This window comes from Saccharothrix sp. ALI-22-I, assembly GCF_001984175.1.
Lineage (GTDB): Bacteria > Actinomycetota > Actinomycetes > Mycobacteriales > Pseudonocardiaceae > Actinosynnema.
In genome coordinates, this window is the sequence record NZ_MTQP01000068.1 from 132,989 (window position 1) to 147,697 (window position 14,709).

Sequence of the window (14,709 nt, forward strand, 5' to 3'; positions counted from 1 at the left end):
GCGAGCGTAATCCGGTGTGTTGCGATCAGCGCTCAACTGCGACGAACGCCACCCGCGGCCTTCAGCGCACCCGGCGCGTCGACCGCGGCCTGGCGTGCCGCGATGAGCGCCTCCAGCAGCATTTCGTGCCGTTCCTCGGCGCCCTGACCCGCGGTTCCGTTGGCGATGCGGTGCCGCAGGAAGGCCAGTTCGGTGGCCGCCACCTGGTAGCCCGCGACCGCCTTGGCCGCGTCGTCGCCGACCTTGCGCCGGACCGTGCGCCGCCACCGGCTGCGGCCCTGGAGGCTGGCCAGCAGGGTGACCTCGCTGGAGGCGATCCACTTGTTGGCCGCCATGACCGGCAGCTGGCCCGCGACTATCCGCTGCTCACGGCGGCGCTGCCAGACCACCATGAACACCATGCCGGCGAAGATCGGCACCATGATCAGGAAGTACAGGTTGATGAAGGTGGAGCCGGTGCCGACGGTGGTGGAGAAGTTCCACAGCGAGTGCAGGCCGGCCGCGGCCAGGTAGCCGAGGACCGGTGCGACGACCCGCAGCTTCGGGCTGGCGGTGATCGCCGCGATGCCGATGCCGATGCCGGTCATCGACGTGAACAGCGGGTGCGCGAACGGCGACAGCACACCGCGCAGGATGAACAGCGCGATCACGCCGCTGCTGAGGTTGCCGAAACCGCTGTCGGAGAAGACCCGGCCGAAGTACCAGATGTTCTCGGTGAACGCGAAGCCGGCGGCCGTCACGCCCGCGTAGACCACGCCGTCCACCACGCCGTCGAACTCCTGGCGGCGGCGCAGGAACAGCACCACGATGAACGCCGCCTTCGCGGCCTCCTCGGTGATCGGCGCGCCGATCACGGCGGCGAACGTGCTGCCGTCACCGCCGTCGATCAGCTGGCCGAGCACGTGCGCGGTCTGGTTGAACACCAGCGAGGTGATCGTCGCGCCGCACGCGCCCCAGAAGAAGGCGAGCAGCAGGATCTTCGCCGGTTCCGGCTCCCAGCGGTCGATCCACAGGTAGGCGCCGATCACCGCCAGGACTGGCACCAGCGCGGCCACCGCGCCGACCAGGATGGGCAGCAGGCCGATCTTGCTCGTACCGAGGCCGAGCAGCACCAGCCCGGACACGCCCAGCGCGATCAGGCCCACTACCGGGAGCAGGACGGTCCAGCGGCGCTGGTCGACGCGCTTGCGGGCGGGAGTGGTCACGGGGGGAAACCTTAAAGGGACACTTGACTGATGGTTGACTCGGAAGCCCTGTGGCGGGAGGCGCTGTACGGGCCGTCGGGGTTCTTCACGCGTGGGGAGGTGCCCGCCGACCACTTCCGCACCGCGCCGCTGGTAGGCCCTGAGCTGGCCGAAGCGCTCCTCGTGTTGCTCGATCGGGTGGACTTTTGTCTCGGCCGGCCCGCGCGGCTGGATTTCGTCGACGTCGGTGCCGGTGGCGGGGAGCTGTCGGCGGCGGTGCGGTCGTTGGCGGCCGGGTCGTCGTTGGCGGCGCGGTTGGTGGTGACGGCGGTGGACGTCGGGCCTTCGCGGGCGGTGCCGGGGGTGCGGTGGGCCTCGTCGCTGCCGTCGTCGGTGTGCGGGTTGTTGGTGGGGCACGAATGGCTGGACGCGGTGCCTTGTCCGTTGGTTACGGGCCCGTTATCCCACCCTTGGTTGGATCGGTGGTGGCCGGTGAGGGAGGGGGAGAAGGCGGAGGTCGGGGCGCCTCGGGATGCGGCGTGGGCGGACGCGGTGTCGCGGGTGCGCGGGGCGGCGTTGGCGGTGGACTACGGGCACGTGCTGGCCGATCGGGCGGCTGGGCGGTACGCGTCGGGGACGTTCGCGGCCTACCGGGACGGTCGGCGGGTGGAGCCGGTGTTCGACGGGACCTGCGACCTGACCGCGCACGTGGCGCTGGACGCGTGCGGGGCGGCAGCCGGAGGTGACCGGGTGCTGGTGTCCCAGCGGGACGCGCTGGCGGCGCTAGGGCTCGTCGGCCGGGTCGGCACGGCGGGCTCGGCCGGCGCGGTCGGCGTGGCTGGCTCGGCGGGCGCAATCGGCTCCGCTGGCTCAGTCGGCGCTGCCGGCTCGGCGGACTGGCTGACGTTGGCCGAACGGGCGTCCCGGATCGCGGAGCTGCGGGCGGAAGGTGGGCTGGGCTCGTTCGGGTGGCTCCTGCACGGCGTGGGCGTGTCCGTGTCGTCCCTGCTCCCGCCGCTTCCCCCGTGGCAGCCGTAATGACCGTTTCCAAGGCCGAAGACCGCCGGCGACACCGCCCCTCGGCGGACAACGATCATGCGCATGAGAATCCACGCGTTGCCGACCGATGTGCTGGACCGTGCCCGCAAGCTGGCGGGCACGGACGAGCACCACGAGGTGCACGTCGAATTCCCCGGCACCCCACTGCGCTGCTGCCTGCGCAAAGCCGAGGCGGGCGAGCCGCTGATCCTTTTCCGCCACACCCCCACTGCGGGCACCGGACCGTACGAGGAACTGGGTCCCGTGTTCGCGCACGCCGAACCGTGCGACGGCCCGGCGAGCACGACGGAGTTCCCGGAAGCCTTCCGCCACGCACCCAGAACCCTCCGCGCCTACACCGCCGACGGCCGCATCCACGACGGTGAAATCGCCGAGCCGGAAACCCTCACCGAAACGGTGACAAGAGTGCTCGACGATCCCCGAGTGGCCGAAATCCAGGTGCGAAGCGTTTCCCACGGCTGCTTCCTGTTCGCCATCACCCGCGATTAAGAGCCGTGGGCGGGAGGTGCGAGCATGAACAGGTGGAGATCACCGTGGGCGTTGGCGCCGGGGCGCGGCACCTCGGGGTGGATCGGGTGGTCGATCTGGGCCCGCTGCACCCGTCGGCGCACGGCGCCTACCGACTGCGGCTGACGGTCCGGGATGACGAGGTCATCACCGCCGCCGAGCCCCTGGTCGGGCACCTGCACCGAGGCGCGGAGAAGCTGTTCGAGGTCCGCGACTACCGGCAGGTCCTCACCCTCGCCAATCGGCACGACTGGCTCGCCGCCTTCTGCAACGAACTCGCCGTCGCGCTCGCCGTGGAGCGGATGACCGGCATGGACGTCCCACTCCGCGCCCAGGCCCTGCGCGCCCTGCTGTGCGAGCTCAACCGGATCATGGCGCACCTCGTGTTCCTCACACCCCTCACCGGCGCACGCGACCGTGACGCCGTGCAGGCCGTGCTGGAGGAAGCGTCGGGCGGCCGCATCCACTTCATGTTCAACCGGATCGGCGGCCTGCGCGAGGACGTCCCCGCCGGCTGGACCGACCGGGTCCGCGAAGTACTGTCCACTGTGGACCCCGGCGAGGCGCCGGAGGGGTTGACCGGTATCGGGGTGTTGACGCGGGACGCGGCACTCGCGTTCGGCGTCACCGGGCCGATCGGCCGGGCGTCCGGGGTGGACTTCGACCTGCGCCGCGACGACCCGCTGCCGGGCTACCGGAACCTGGACGTCCACCCCGTGGTCCGGACCGAGGGCGACGCGCTCGCCCGGGTCCGCTGCATGGTGGACGAGGTCCGCCACTCCATCGCGCTCGCCCACCAGTGCCTGGACCGGCTGCCGACCGGCCCGGTCAACCTGCGACTGCCCAAGGCGATCAAAGCGCCCGAGGGGTCGGTCTACACGTGGGTCGAGGCGCCGTTGGGCACGTCCGGCGTCCACCTGGCGTCACGCGGCGAGAAGACCCCGTGGCGGCTGAAGCTGCGGACGCCGTCGTTCAACAACGTCCAGGCCCTGTCCGCGCTGCTGCCGGGCACCCGGGTGGCGGACCTGCCCGCGGTGCTCGGGTCGTTCGCCGTGGTCGTCGGCGACATCGACAAGTAACGGCGCGCGGGTCTAGTCGTCGCGGCGGCGACGGCGACGCGGCGAATCGCCACCGCCGAACGCGGCGAGCAGTTCGCTGACCGACTTGCCGTCCGCGTGCGCCCCGGCGGGCTCGGCCGGTTCGGGCGCGCTGCGCCTACCGGACGACTTGGGGCTGTCCTCCCAGCTGTCCCACGACTCCTCGGCCCGACGCCGACCACCCGACCCCGACTCGCCGGCCACAGGCTCCGCCGCCCGACGACGGCCCTCCGACGGCGTCACGGCGGCCGACGCGGAATCGGCCGAACGTCCGCCAACCGGCTCACCTCGCACCGGCTCATCGACCACCGGGCGGTGACCACCGGTCATCTCGGCCGCACTGCGGCGCGATCGGCGCACGTCATCCTCGGCAGGCCGCCGCACGGGCTCCGACCGACCCACCGGAAGGTGCTCGCCGGTCAACTCCGCCTGCACAGCCTGCCGGCGCACCTGCTCGCTGAGCGGGTCAGGACGACCCACCGGCCGATGCTCACCGGTCAGGTCCACCCGAGCCGCAGGCCGACGCACCGGCTCAGCGGCCGGCTCCGCACGCCCCACCGGCCGCTGTTCACCCGTCATGTCCACCCGAGCCGCAGGCCGACGCACGTCCACCGGCCGGTGCTCGCCGGTCAACTCCACCCGCGCGGTCGACGGGCGACGGATCTCGCCCGGCACGGACCGCTGCTCGCCGGTCGAGTCCACGCGCGGCACCGACCGCTGCTCGCCGGTCATCTCGGGACGCCCGGGCGTCCGCCGCACCGGCGCACCGGCACCCTCCGGACGACGCACCGGCCCCTCGGCCAACGCGTCCCGGCTGATCATCTCGGTCCGATCGGCCACCCGGCTGCGCCGCTGCACGGTGTGCTCGGTCTTCGACGGCTCGGTCCGCTGCCGCTCGGCGGGCTCGGCCGGCCGACCGGCAGGCCCAGCGGGAGGCGCCAACCGCGCCGCCACGTCCCGGCTCACCCGTTCCGTCGGATCGGCCTTCGGCGGCTCCCGCCGCACCACCACGGGCGGTGTCGGGCGGGGCTGGGCGGCGGCGCGGGCCGGTTCACGGCGCACCGGCTGGGCCGGCTCACGCCGTGAGGGCTCGGGACGCGTCGGTTCGGGACGCCGAACCTGATCTTTGCGCGAACTGTCGACGTTGACCCGCTCGATCAACTCGGTGCGGTCCGCCTGCGGCTTGTCCGGGGCCTTCTTCGCGACCGGCACGGCCGCCCCGGCGGTGATGATCCGCTTGTCGCCCCCGGCCATCAGCCGGGACTGGTCGGACAGGGTGCGCATCCGGGTCGACTCGGCGCGCAACGCCACCCGTTCGACCAGCACCTCGCCGCCGAGCAGGGCTTCCAGGTTCTCCCGCAGGGTGCGCAGCTCACCGCGCAGCGCCTCCAGGTCGTCCTTCGCCTCTTCCTGCACCCGCTTGCGGGTCTCGGCCTCGACTTCGAGTTCGTACTCGCGACGTGCGGCGACCTCGCGTTCCAGCTCCAGCTCGTACACCGACTGGAGGTCGGCGACCTCGTCCTCGCGCTCGGAGATCTGCTTGCGGTACCGGGCCGCGAGGAACGCGCCGACCAGCGCGGCCCACAGCGCGGCGACCACGGCCAACCGCAGCCAACGGGCGTTGTCGCTCAGCACCAGCACCGCCGCCGCCCCGAGGGCGAGCGCCAATGCCGCTACCAGCAGTAGCCGCCCGGAGCCACGACCGTGATCTTGCTGCTCGTCATCTTCCGACGCGCCTCGCCCGGTCATGGCGTCTACCGTACCGGTCAGTTACCCGATTGAGACCTCCGCGTCTGTATTCATTGATCGAGATGCGGGTCGTCAGGGGTTTTGCAGCAGCGTTCCAGCCACAAAGCGGCGCCGATGAGAAGTGCGGCACAGACGATCCCGACGATCCCGCTGACCGCGTCGTGATCGGCCGCCTCGAACTCCCCGCGCGCCGGCAGCACGTAGACGAGCACACCGGCCCACGCGCCGAGCATGATCGCCCCGAGCAACGACGACGCCTTGGCGAACGCCACCGCCCGGGCCGCGGTCAACGGCTCCACGGGCCGCGCACCGGGCTTGCGGAGGATGCGGGCGCGCAGCGAGAAGGCGAGCCACAGGTTGACCGCCGCGATCAGGAGGAGGGTGAAACCGGCGAACGTCGGCAGCGGCGGCAATGTGTCGTAGGCGAGCCGGATGAGCAGGTGCGCGAGCAGGCCCGCGACGAGTCCGGCGGCGAGCAGGTCACGGGGTTTGGTGAACCTCACCCCTCCATCGTCCCCGACTACTCGGCCAGGACGGTGTCGCGCCTCCCGAACACGTGCAGCACGGGCAGCCACGGCCCCGGATCGGTGTCCCAGTCCAGCGCACGCACCTGGTCGTCGTTGCGCCGCCCGCCCAGCACGCGCAGCAACTCGAACGACGACGTGTGCAGCACGCCCGCCGGTTCTCCTTCGCCGACCACGCGGTCGCCGTGCTCCAACGTGATCCGCAACGCGGGCAGGTGTCGCGCCCGCATCCTCTTGTCCAACTCCTGCAACGGCCGCGTCAACGCCGCCCGCACGGCCACGTTGTCCCGCTCCCCCGGCTGCCCCAGCGCCGTCCGGATGTCGTGCTCGTGCGAGATGATCTCCGCGATCAGCACCGCGCCCATCGGCGTGTCGAACAGCCCTTCGGCGATCTGGAAGTTCCGCTCCCACTCGACCAACAGCTCGCTCAGGCTGCGGTCCCGCCGCTCCTCAACCTGCCGCTCGCCCCACGAGCCGTCCTCGATCCCGTCGAACCGCTGCTCGGTGAAATCCCCCAACCCACCGGCAAGGTGCGCGACCACGTCCTTCACCGTCCACCCGGGACAGGCTCCGACCGCCGCGTCCGGATTCCCCTCGGTGACCAGACTGATGATCCGCCGCCGCGCGGCGTCGTAAGTGACCGCGTTACTCATCGCGCCACCTCCGCACCCAACGCTAGCCCCGCCACGCACCCACCGCAGTGCCACGCCGGCGGTCCACCGCCGTACCGCTACTCGGTCGCCTTGGGATGCCCGATACCCGCCCAAGTGATCCACACGGTGCTTGTCTGCTCAACTCGTCCCACCCCTTGGCCGCGTCGTTGTGCGCGAAACGTACGTCCCATTCGACAAGTCGCGGGGGTGGTGCGGCCCGATCGCCACACCTCGGGCTCACTCTTCCTCCACCACCGGCATGGGCACCGGGCCGAAGTCGCCCTCTGTGGGTCCGGTGAGGATCGCCAGCAACTCGGGATCGGCATAGATGTCGGCGGTGTTCTTCCACACGGCGATGACCGTCGCGACCGGCACGTTGGTGTCCAACTCCGCCGTGGAGCGCATGGCCTCGACGAGCTTGACCACGAACTCCTCGCGGCCCGCCTCCGGCAGGTGGCGTACCCACGGGAAGATCCTCAGCACCACAGCGACAGATCAGCCCTTCGAGTGACCCCGCTCAGGTCCAGACCGGCCACCAGCGAACGCACCGGGCCATGCCCCGGCACGACGGCGTCCGGCTCGACGTCCAGCCACGGCACCAGCACCGAAGCGCGTTCGTGCGCCCCCGGATGCGGCAAAAGCAACTCCGGATCGGAGGACCGCACGCCGTCCACCGTCACGACGTCCACGTCCAGCGTGCGCGGCCCCCAACGCCGCTCCCGGACACGCCCGGCGGCCTGCTCCAACGCCTGACCACGCCGCAGCCAGCCCCACTCGTCCACGTCACCGGACACGATCAGCACCGCGTTGAGGAAGTCGTCCTGGTCGGTCACGCCCCACGGCGCCGTCTCGTACACCGGCGACACCGCCACCAGCACGTCGGCGAACCCGTCCACCGCCAACCGCAGGTACCCCAGCCGGTCGCCCAGGCTGGAGCCGAGCGACAGCACCGCCCTAGTCACGCGTGCGCCGGATCGTCACCGACACGTCGCCGAACGCCAACGGGATCGGGGCGGACGGCTTGTGCACCGTCACCTCGGTCGCGCGCACCCGCAGGTCGGTCATCACCTCGTCGGCGACCTTGCCCGCCACCGTCTCGATCAGGTCGTACGGCCCACCGGCCACGATCGCCGCCGCACGTTCGGCCAACTCCCCGTAGTGCAGCGTCTCGCGCAGGTCGTCCGTCGCCGCCGCGCGGGACAGGTCCAGCCACGCCGTGATGTCCACCAGGAAGTCCTGGCCGTCCCGCTTCTCGTGCTCGAACACGCCGTGGAACCCGCGCACCCGCAGACCCCGCAGCGAAATCCGGTCAGAAATCTCGACCACCTCCGCTGAGACACTTACGGCTGAGACATCTACACCAGTGGGCATGTCAGTCGGCATGTCCGAGCCTCCACGCCCGCGCCACAGCCACCGCGTCCAGAGACCGGTCCACGTCGTGCACCCGCACCCCCCACGCGCCGGTGAACGCCGCCAACGCGGAGACCGCCGCGGTCGCGTCCTCCCGGCCGTCGGGGGCCCGATCGCCCAGCAGGCTGCCCAGGAAACGCTTGCGGGACGCGCCGACCAGCACCGGGAACCCCAGCTCCAGCAGCGAACCCAACCCGTGCAGCAGCTGCCAGTTGTGCGTGGCGTTCTTGGCGAACCCCAGACCGGGGTCGAGGATGATGTCGTCCGACGCCACGCCCGCGGCCAGGGCGGCGTCCACCTGGTGGCACAGCTCGTCGCGCACGTCGCGCACCACGTCGTCGTACACGGCCAGCTGGTCCATCCGCCTGCTGTGCCCACGCCAGTGCATCAGCACGTACGGCACGCCCGCCGACGCCACCAGCGACGCCATCGCGGGATCGGCCAGCCCGCCGGACACGTCGTTCACGATCGACGCGCCCGCCTCCAGGGCGGCCGACGCCACCTCGGCCCGCGTGGTGTCCACGCTGACCGGCACGCCCTCGGCGACCAGCGCCCGGATCACCGGCGCCACCCGCGCGGCCTCCACCGACGCCGACACCCTGGACGCACCGGGCCGCGTGGACTCGCCACCGACGTCCACCAGGTCGGCCCCGCGCCGGAACATGGCGACGCCGTGCGCGACGGCGTCGTCCAGGTCGAGGTAGCGGCCACCGTCGGAGAACGAGTCCGGGGTGACGTTCAACACGCCCATCACCACGCAGTGCCCCGGCCTGGGGACGCTCACCGCAGACGTCCCCGGATCAGCTCGATGGCCTCCGCCCGCGATGTCGCGGAGCTGCGCAGCTGCCCGCGCACCGCCGACGTCGTGGTCCGCGAACCGGGCTTGCGCACGCCGCGCATGCCCATGCACAGGTGTTCGGCCTCGACCACCACGATCACGCCGCGCGGTTCGAGCCGGCGCACCAACGCGTCCGCCACCTGCGACGTCAGCCGCTCCTGCACCTGCGGCCGCTTGGCGTACAGGTCGACCAGCCGGGCGATCTTCGACAGCCCGGTCACCCGGCCGTGCTCGTTCGGGATGTACCCGACGTGCGCGACACCGTGGAACGGCAGCAGGTGGTGCTCGCAGAACGAGAACATCGGGATGTCGGTGACCAGCACCAGCTCCTCGTGGCTCTCGTCGAACGTCTTCCTCAGCACGCTGTCCGGGTCGGTGTAGAGCCCGGCGAACAGTTCCCGGTACGCCCGCGCCACCCGCGCCGGCGTGTCCCGCAGGCCTTCGCGCTCCGGATTCTCACCGCACGCGAGCAGCAGCTCACGCACCGCCGCCTCGGCGCGCTTCTGGTCGAAGGGTCGGCGCGCGAGACCGGCCCCCCCGTTTCCGGAGAGGCCGGTCTGGTCGTGCTCGGTGACGTGCTCGGTCACGTGCGGTTGTCCGGGTCCGTGTCGAAGGACCGCTTCCCCGCTTCCGCGTCCGTCGGCTCCGGCTGCCACTGCGGTGGCTGCGGGGCGCCGCCGGGCACCGTGGCCGGGGTCCACCCGGGCGGCGCGCCGTAGTTCGGCGGGCCGGACGACGGGTGCTGCGGCTGCGGCTGGTAGGCCTGCGGCTGCGGCGCCTGCGCCTGCGGGTAGGGCTGCGGGTACGGCTGGGGCTGGACGCCGTTGCTGCCGTTGGGCGGCGTCGGCACCGGGTCCTGGGCGGGCGGCAGCTCCTGGTCGAGGGTGTCCTCGATCGCGGGCGGCCACGGCTCGCCGCGCTCCTTGGCCAGTTCCGCCGGGGTCTTGACCGGCGGCTTGTCCGACGGGGTGCGGTTGCCGAAGTCGTTGAACTTGGTGATCCGCGGGCGCTTCTCGACGCCGGCGAAGACCCGCTCCAGGTCCTTCTGGTGCAGGGTCTCCTTCTCGATCAACTCCAGCGTCAACGCGTCGAGCACGTCGCGGTAGGTGTTGAGCACCTCGTACGCCTCGGTGTGCGCGGCCTCGATCAGCTCGCGGACTTCCTCGTCGATCTCGTGCGCGACTTCCAGCGAGTAGTCGGCCTGCCGGCCCATGCTGCGGCCGAGGAACGGCTCACCCTGCTCTTGGCCGTACTTGACCGCGCCGAGCCGGGCGGACATGCCGTACTCGGTGACCATCGCGCGGGCGATCTTGGTCGCCTGCTCGATGTCGTTGGACGCGCCCGTGGTCGGCTCGTGGAAGACCAGCTCCTCGGCGGAGCGGCCACCCAGCGCGAACACCAGCCGGGCGATCATCTCCGACCTGGTCATCAGGTCCTTGTCCTCCTCGGGCACGGACAGGGTGTGACCGCCCGTCCGGCCGCGGGCCAGGATCGTGACCTTGTAGACCGGGTCGATGTCCGGCATGGCCCACGCGGCCAGGGCGTGCCCGGCCTCGTGGTAGGCGGTGATCTTCTTCTCCTTCTCGGAGATGATCCGGCTCTTGCGGGCCGGACCGCCGATCACGCGGTCCACCGACTCCTCCAGCTCGACGCTGGTGATGATGGTGCCGTTCTTGCGCGCGGTGAGCAGCGCGGCCTCGTTGACCACGTTGGCCAGGTCGGCGCCGGAGAAGCCCACGGTGCGCTTGGCCAGGCCGTCGAGGTCCGCTTCTTCGTGCAACGGCTTGCCCTTGGAGTGCACGCGCAGGATCTGCTTGCGACCCTTCAGGTCCGGCGCGGACACCGGGATCTGCCGGTCGAAGCGGCCGGGGCGCAGCAGCGCCGGGTCCAGGATGTCGGGCCGGTTCGTGGCCGCGATCAGGATGATCCCGCCGCGCGAGTCGAAGCCGTCCATCTCGACCAGCAGCTGGTTGAGCGTCTGCTCGCGCTCGTCGTGGCCGCCGCCCATGCCGGCGCCGCGGTGGCGGCCGACCGCGTCGATCTCGTCGACGAAGATGATGCACGGCGCGTTCTGCTTGGCCTGTTCGAACAGGTCGCGGACGCGCGAGGCGCCGACACCGACGAACATCTCCACGAAGTCCGAGCCGGAGATCGAGTAGAACGGTACACCGGCCTCACCGGCCACGGCGCGCGCCAGCAGCGTCTTGCCGGTGCCGGGCGGGCCGTAGAGCAGCACGCCCTTCGGGATCTTCGCGCCCAGGGCCTGGTAGCGGCCCGGGTTCTGCAGGAAGTCCTTGATCTCGTAGAGCTCTTCGACGGCCTCTTCGGCGCCCGCGACGTCGGCGAACGTCGTCTTGGGCATGTCCTTGGACAGTTGCTTGGCCTTGGACTTGCCGAAGTTCAGGACGCGGTTGCCGCCGCCCTGGGCGTTGTTCATCATCCACATCAGCAGGAGCAGCAACAGACCCAACGGGATCATGTACAGCAGCATCTGCATCAGGAACGAGTCCTGGGTGACCTTGGTCTCCAGGACCGGCTTGTTGCCCGCTTGGTCGAGGATGGTGAAGATCTCGTCCGTGGAGCTCGCCGGGAACTGGGCGCGCACGCGGTTGCTGCCGTCGACCGTCACCCCGTCGTTGAGGGTGAGCTTGAGGAGTTGCTCCTTGTCCTCAAGCGTGGCTTCCTTGACGTTGCCGTCCCGGATCTGTTGCAGTGCCTGGGACGTCTTGATCGGGGCATAGCCCCGGTTGTCGTCGAAAAGCACGCTGAAGGCGTAAAAAAGCAACAACACCGCCACGATCCACAGCAGCGGGTTGCGAAGCAGGCGCTTGCGGTCCATGCACTTACGGCCGGCGGGCGGCCTCGACCCTCCCTGACTTGTCGACGGGCGCAGACGGGCACTCCCGTCCGACCAGCCTACCGCCCGAGGCTCGGGCGGAGCGCTCCGCGTACGGGCCCTGTCGCGTCTTGTCGAACCAACGGTCGGGAGCCGTCCAGTGTTCCCGGGGTGACCCTGGACACGCGTACCAGGTCAGCGCGGTTCATCCGGTCGACTGAGTTGACCATGAACCGGGTGGGCATCAACCCCGTAACACTTACGAGGGGTATTCCGTTACTAGCAGGTAGCAAGGACATGAGGACCACTCGGGTGACATAGAGCACGAGAGTTTGTCAGAAGAGTGAGCCGTGTCATCCTCGGCAACCAACTGAGTGTTCCTCACCCACCCGAAAGGGTGAACACCGACCAAAGGTACGAAGCATGACTGCTCGCAACCCGGACGGCCCCGGTCGCCTCCGCCGCGTCATCCTCCCCGTTGGTGCCCTGCTCGGCGTCCTCGCCGCCGCGGGCGTCACCGTGGTGGCGCTGCGAGCCACCAGCGGCCCCGAGTGCAAGGGCACCCTCCCGCTCAAGATCGCGGTCACCCCGGCGATCGAGGAGGTCGTGCGCGGCGCCGCAGACGACTACCAGGCCAATCAGACCATCGTCGACGGCAAGTGCGTGCAGGTGCAGGTCGAGGCGCGCGGCGCGGCCGACGTGTCCAACGATCTGCCCACCGCCCAGATCAACCCGCCCGCGCTGTGGGTCCCGGACTCGTCCATGTGGGCCGCCGAAACCCAGCGGCAGGCCGGTGACCAGGGCGCCGAGGCGCCGCGGCTGGACATCCTGGACTCGCTGGCCAGCTCGCCGCTGGTGATCGCGGGCTCGGAGCAGGCGATGACCAAGCTCGGCTGGCCCGTCACGCCGGTGACCTGGGCGAGGGTCGTCGACCCCAACGTGACCGTGACGCTGAGCGACCCGACCACGTCCACCGAGGGCCTGGCCACGCTCGCGGTCATCCGCGCGCAGCTGGGCAACCCGGACGGCACGCCGAAGCCGGAGCTGATCGGCGCGCTGCTGCGGGTCGGCCGGGACGCGCTGCCGTCCGTGCGCGACGCGTTCGGCAAGGTCGTGCAGGGTGCCGAGGACGCGCCGGTGTTCACCGCTTCGGAGCAGTCCGTGCTGGCCGCCAACCGGGCCGCCGCGTCACGCCGGGTCGTCGCCTCCTACCCCAAGGAGGGCACCATCTCGTTCGACTACCCGGTGGTGCGGGTCAGCCGGGAGGGTGAGCAGACGGGCACGGCGGAGGCCGCGGAGGGTTTCGTGAAGGCCCTGCGCACCGCCCGGACCGCCCAGCGGTTCGCCGAGGCGGGCTTCCGCACGCCCGACGGCAAAGCGCCCGGCGGCTGGACCAACGAGAAGGACGGCGTGCGCGGCGACGAGGTCGTCGTGCTCAAGACCCCCGACCCCGACCAGGTCTCCGAGCTGCTGCGCACGTGGGGCGCGGTGAGCCTGGACACCCGGATGCTGGCGGTGCTGGACGTGTCCGGCTCGATGGCCGAGAAGATGAGCAACGGTCAGACCAGGGTCGACGCGGCCAAGGAGGCGGCGCTGACCGCGTTGGCCATGCTGCCCGACACCTCGGAGATCGGTCTCTGGGCGTTCTCCACGAACAAGAAGCCGCCGAACGACTGGATCGAGCTGGTGCCGGTCGGGCCGCTGGGCGAGCCGATCGCCGGCGCGACGCGCCGGTCCCAGCTGCAGAAGGGCGCCGGGAGCCTGCCCGCGCTGGTCGGCGGCGGCACCGCGTTGAACGACACGGCGCTGGCCGCGTTCCGGCACATGCAGCAGACCTACGAGCCGTCGAAGATCAATTCGGTGACGCTGTTCACCGACGGCAGCAACGACGACATCTCCAGCATCGACCTGCCCGGCCTGCTGGCCGCGTTGAAGGCGGAGGTCGACCCGGCCCGTCCGGTGCCGATGATCATGATCGGCCTGGGCACCTCGGCCGATATGAACGCGCTGCGGCAGATCGCCGACGCCACCGGCGGCAAGGCTTACCAGGCCCTGGAGCCGGAGGACATCCGCGGCGTGCTGCTGGACGCCATCTCGCAACGGCGCTGCCGGCCCAGCTGCTGAATTGGATTGCCGCGGTGTTGGATTGCCGCTGCTCCGCAGACGGCGGGCTCGGCCGCCTGGAAGTCGGCCCATCGTGCCGTGTTTCCGCCGATCGAAGAGCGTGATCGGCGGAAACACGGCACGACAGACCGACGCGGCCTCACGGGTTAGGCAGACGCGGCCTCGCGGGTCAGCTGGAGTAGACCTTGGGGTCGAGCGTGCCGATGTAGGGCAGGTCGCGGTAGCGCTCGGCGTAGTCCAGGCCGTAGCCGACCACGAACTCGTTCGGGATCTCGAAGCCGACGTACTTCACCGGCACCTCGACCTTCACCGCGTCCGGCTTGCGCAGCAGCGTGCACACCTCCAACGACCGCGGCTTGCGCGACGCGAGGTTCTTGAGCAGCCACGACAGCGTCAGGCCGGAGTCGATGATGTCCTCGACGATGATCACGTCCCGGTCCGCGATGTCCCGGTCGAGGTCCTTGAGGATGCGCACCACGCCGGAGGACGAGGTCGACGAGCCGTAGGAGCTCACCGCCATGAACTCCAACTGGACCGGCACCGGCAACGCCCTGGCCAGGTCGGTCATGAACATCACCGCGCCCTTCAGCACGGTGATCAGGACCAGGTCGTTCCCGCTGTCGGCCGGGTAGTCAGCCGCGACCTTGTTGGCCAACTCGGTGACCTTGTCGCTGATCTCCTGCTCGGTGATGAGCACGGAACTGATGTCGCCGTCGTACACGGACGGT

Annotated in this window: 15 protein-coding genes; 4 read left to right on the plus strand and 11 right to left on the minus strand. The window is 70.8% G+C overall.

All coding sequences use genetic code 11. The features are described from left to right. Positions 1-32: 32 nt before the first annotated feature. Positions 33-1,205 carry a PrsW family intramembrane metalloprotease gene (locus ALI22I_RS37210; protein ID WP_077010297.1) on the minus strand — a complete coding sequence of 391 codons (1,173 nt, stop codon included), beginning with the start codon at positions 1,203-1,205 and terminating at the stop codon, positions 33-35. 30 nt (positions 1,206-1,235) lie between these two features. On the opposite strand from ALI22I_RS37210, the gene ALI22I_RS37215 reads away from it, so the two are divergent. From ALI22I_RS37215 to ALI22I_RS37225, 3 genes are all read left to right on the plus strand, one after another. Further along, positions 1,236-2,222: an SAM-dependent methyltransferase gene (locus ALI22I_RS37215; protein WP_077010298.1), complete on the plus strand. Its 987-nt coding sequence runs from the start codon at positions 1,236-1,238 to the stop codon at positions 2,220-2,222. A gap of 63 nt (positions 2,223-2,285) precedes the next feature. Continuing rightward, a complete protein-coding gene (locus ALI22I_RS37220; RefSeq protein ID WP_179118490.1) occupies positions 2,286-2,732 on the plus strand; it encodes a DUF1203 domain-containing protein in 447 nt (148 codons plus the stop codon). 32 nt (positions 2,733-2,764) lie between these two features. Then, positions 2,765-3,829 (plus strand): NADH-quinone oxidoreductase subunit D, encoded by a 1,065-nt coding sequence (locus tag ALI22I_RS37225; protein ID WP_077010300.1) that lies wholly within the window; start codon positions 2,765-2,767, stop codon positions 3,827-3,829. Positions 3,830-3,841: 12 nt separating this feature from the next. On the opposite strand, the gene ALI22I_RS37230 is transcribed toward ALI22I_RS37225, so the two are convergent. The 9 genes from ALI22I_RS37230 to ftsH all read right to left on the minus strand — a co-directional run bounded on the left by ALI22I_RS37230 (position 3,842) and on the right by ftsH (position 11,860). Then, complete coding sequence (locus tag ALI22I_RS37230) at positions 3,842-5,596, minus strand: DUF6779 domain-containing protein (protein ID WP_143532640.1); 1,755 nt, start codon at positions 5,594-5,596, stop codon at positions 3,842-3,844. Between the two features lie 50 nt (positions 5,597-5,646). Then, positions 5,647-6,099, minus strand: coding sequence for a DUF3180 domain-containing protein (locus ALI22I_RS37235; protein WP_077010302.1), 453 nt, complete (start codon positions 6,097-6,099; stop codon positions 5,647-5,649). 17 nt (positions 6,100-6,116) lie between these two features. Then, positions 6,117-6,773, minus strand: coding sequence for a maleylpyruvate isomerase family mycothiol-dependent enzyme (locus ALI22I_RS37240; protein ID WP_077010303.1), 657 nt, complete (start codon positions 6,771-6,773; stop codon positions 6,117-6,119). A 237-nt stretch (positions 6,774-7,010) separates the two neighbouring features. Then, positions 7,011-7,256: a hypothetical protein gene (locus ALI22I_RS37245; protein WP_179118491.1), complete on the minus strand. Its 246-nt coding sequence runs from the start codon at positions 7,254-7,256 to the stop codon at positions 7,011-7,013. Next, positions 7,250-7,735 carry a 2-amino-4-hydroxy-6-hydroxymethyldihydropteridine diphosphokinase gene (folK, locus tag ALI22I_RS37250; protein ID WP_077010305.1) on the minus strand — a complete coding sequence of 162 codons (486 nt, stop codon included), beginning with the start codon at positions 7,733-7,735 and terminating at the stop codon, positions 7,250-7,252. The genes ALI22I_RS37245 and folK overlap by 7 nt, the downstream gene beginning before the upstream one ends. Beyond that, positions 7,728-8,090 (minus strand): dihydroneopterin aldolase, encoded by a 363-nt coding sequence (gene folB / locus ALI22I_RS37255; protein WP_077011114.1) that lies wholly within the window; start codon positions 8,088-8,090, stop codon positions 7,728-7,730. The genes folK and folB overlap by 8 nt, the downstream gene beginning before the upstream one ends. 55 nt (positions 8,091-8,145) lie before the next feature. Then, a complete protein-coding gene (gene folP / locus ALI22I_RS37260) occupies positions 8,146-8,934 on the minus strand; it encodes a dihydropteroate synthase (RefSeq protein WP_077011115.1) in 789 nt (262 codons plus the stop codon). Between the two features lie 29 nt (positions 8,935-8,963). After that, on the minus strand, positions 8,964-9,608 hold the full coding sequence (folE, locus tag ALI22I_RS37265; protein WP_077010306.1) for a GTP cyclohydrolase I FolE: 645 nt from the start codon (positions 9,606-9,608) through the stop codon (positions 8,964-8,966). After that, the gene (gene ftsH, locus ALI22I_RS37270; protein WP_077010307.1) at positions 9,605-11,860 is read right to left on the minus strand and encodes an ATP-dependent zinc metalloprotease FtsH; all 2,256 of its coding nucleotides are present in this window, start codon (positions 11,858-11,860) and stop codon (positions 9,605-9,607) included. The genes folE and ftsH overlap by 4 nt, the downstream gene beginning before the upstream one ends. Positions 11,861-12,280: 420 nt before the next feature. On the opposite strand from ftsH, the gene ALI22I_RS37275 reads away from it, so the two are divergent. Continuing rightward, positions 12,281-13,981, plus strand: coding sequence for a substrate-binding and VWA domain-containing protein (locus ALI22I_RS37275; RefSeq protein ID WP_077010308.1), 1,701 nt, complete (start codon positions 12,281-12,283; stop codon positions 13,979-13,981). 169 nt (positions 13,982-14,150) lie between these two features. On the opposite strand, the gene hpt is transcribed toward ALI22I_RS37275, so the two are convergent. After that, positions 14,151-14,702, minus strand: a complete 552-nt coding sequence (gene hpt, locus ALI22I_RS37280) for a hypoxanthine phosphoribosyltransferase (RefSeq protein ID WP_077010309.1) — start codon at positions 14,700-14,702, stop codon at positions 14,151-14,153. Positions 14,703-14,709: the final 7 nt, after the last annotated feature.

Excerpts from the sequence above, each read along its gene's own strand:
- ALI22I_RS37215 (WP_077010298.1), top strand. The coding sequence starts at position 1,236 with ATGGTTGACTCGGAAGCCCTGTGGCGGGAGGCGCTGTACGGGCCGTCG.
- ALI22I_RS37220 (WP_179118490.1), top strand. The coding sequence starts at position 2,286 with ATGAGAATCCACGCGTTGCCGACCGATGTGCTGGACCGTGCCCGCAAG.
- ALI22I_RS37230 (WP_143532640.1), bottom strand. The coding sequence starts at position 5,596 with ATGACCGGGCGAGGCGCGTCGGAAGATGACGAGCAGCAAGATCACGGT.
- ALI22I_RS37240 (WP_077010303.1), bottom strand. The coding sequence starts at position 6,773 with ATGAGTAACGCGGTCACTTACGACGCCGCGCGGCGGCGGATCATCAGT.
- folP (WP_077011115.1), bottom strand. The coding sequence starts at position 8,934 with ATGGGCGTGTTGAACGTCACCCCGGACTCGTTCTCCGACGGTGGCCGC.
- ftsH (WP_077010307.1), bottom strand. The coding sequence starts at position 11,860 with ATGGACCGCAAGCGCCTGCTTCGCAACCCGCTGCTGTGGATCGTGGCG.
- ALI22I_RS37275 (WP_077010308.1), top strand. The coding sequence starts at position 12,281 with ATGACTGCTCGCAACCCGGACGGCCCCGGTCGCCTCCGCCGCGTCATC.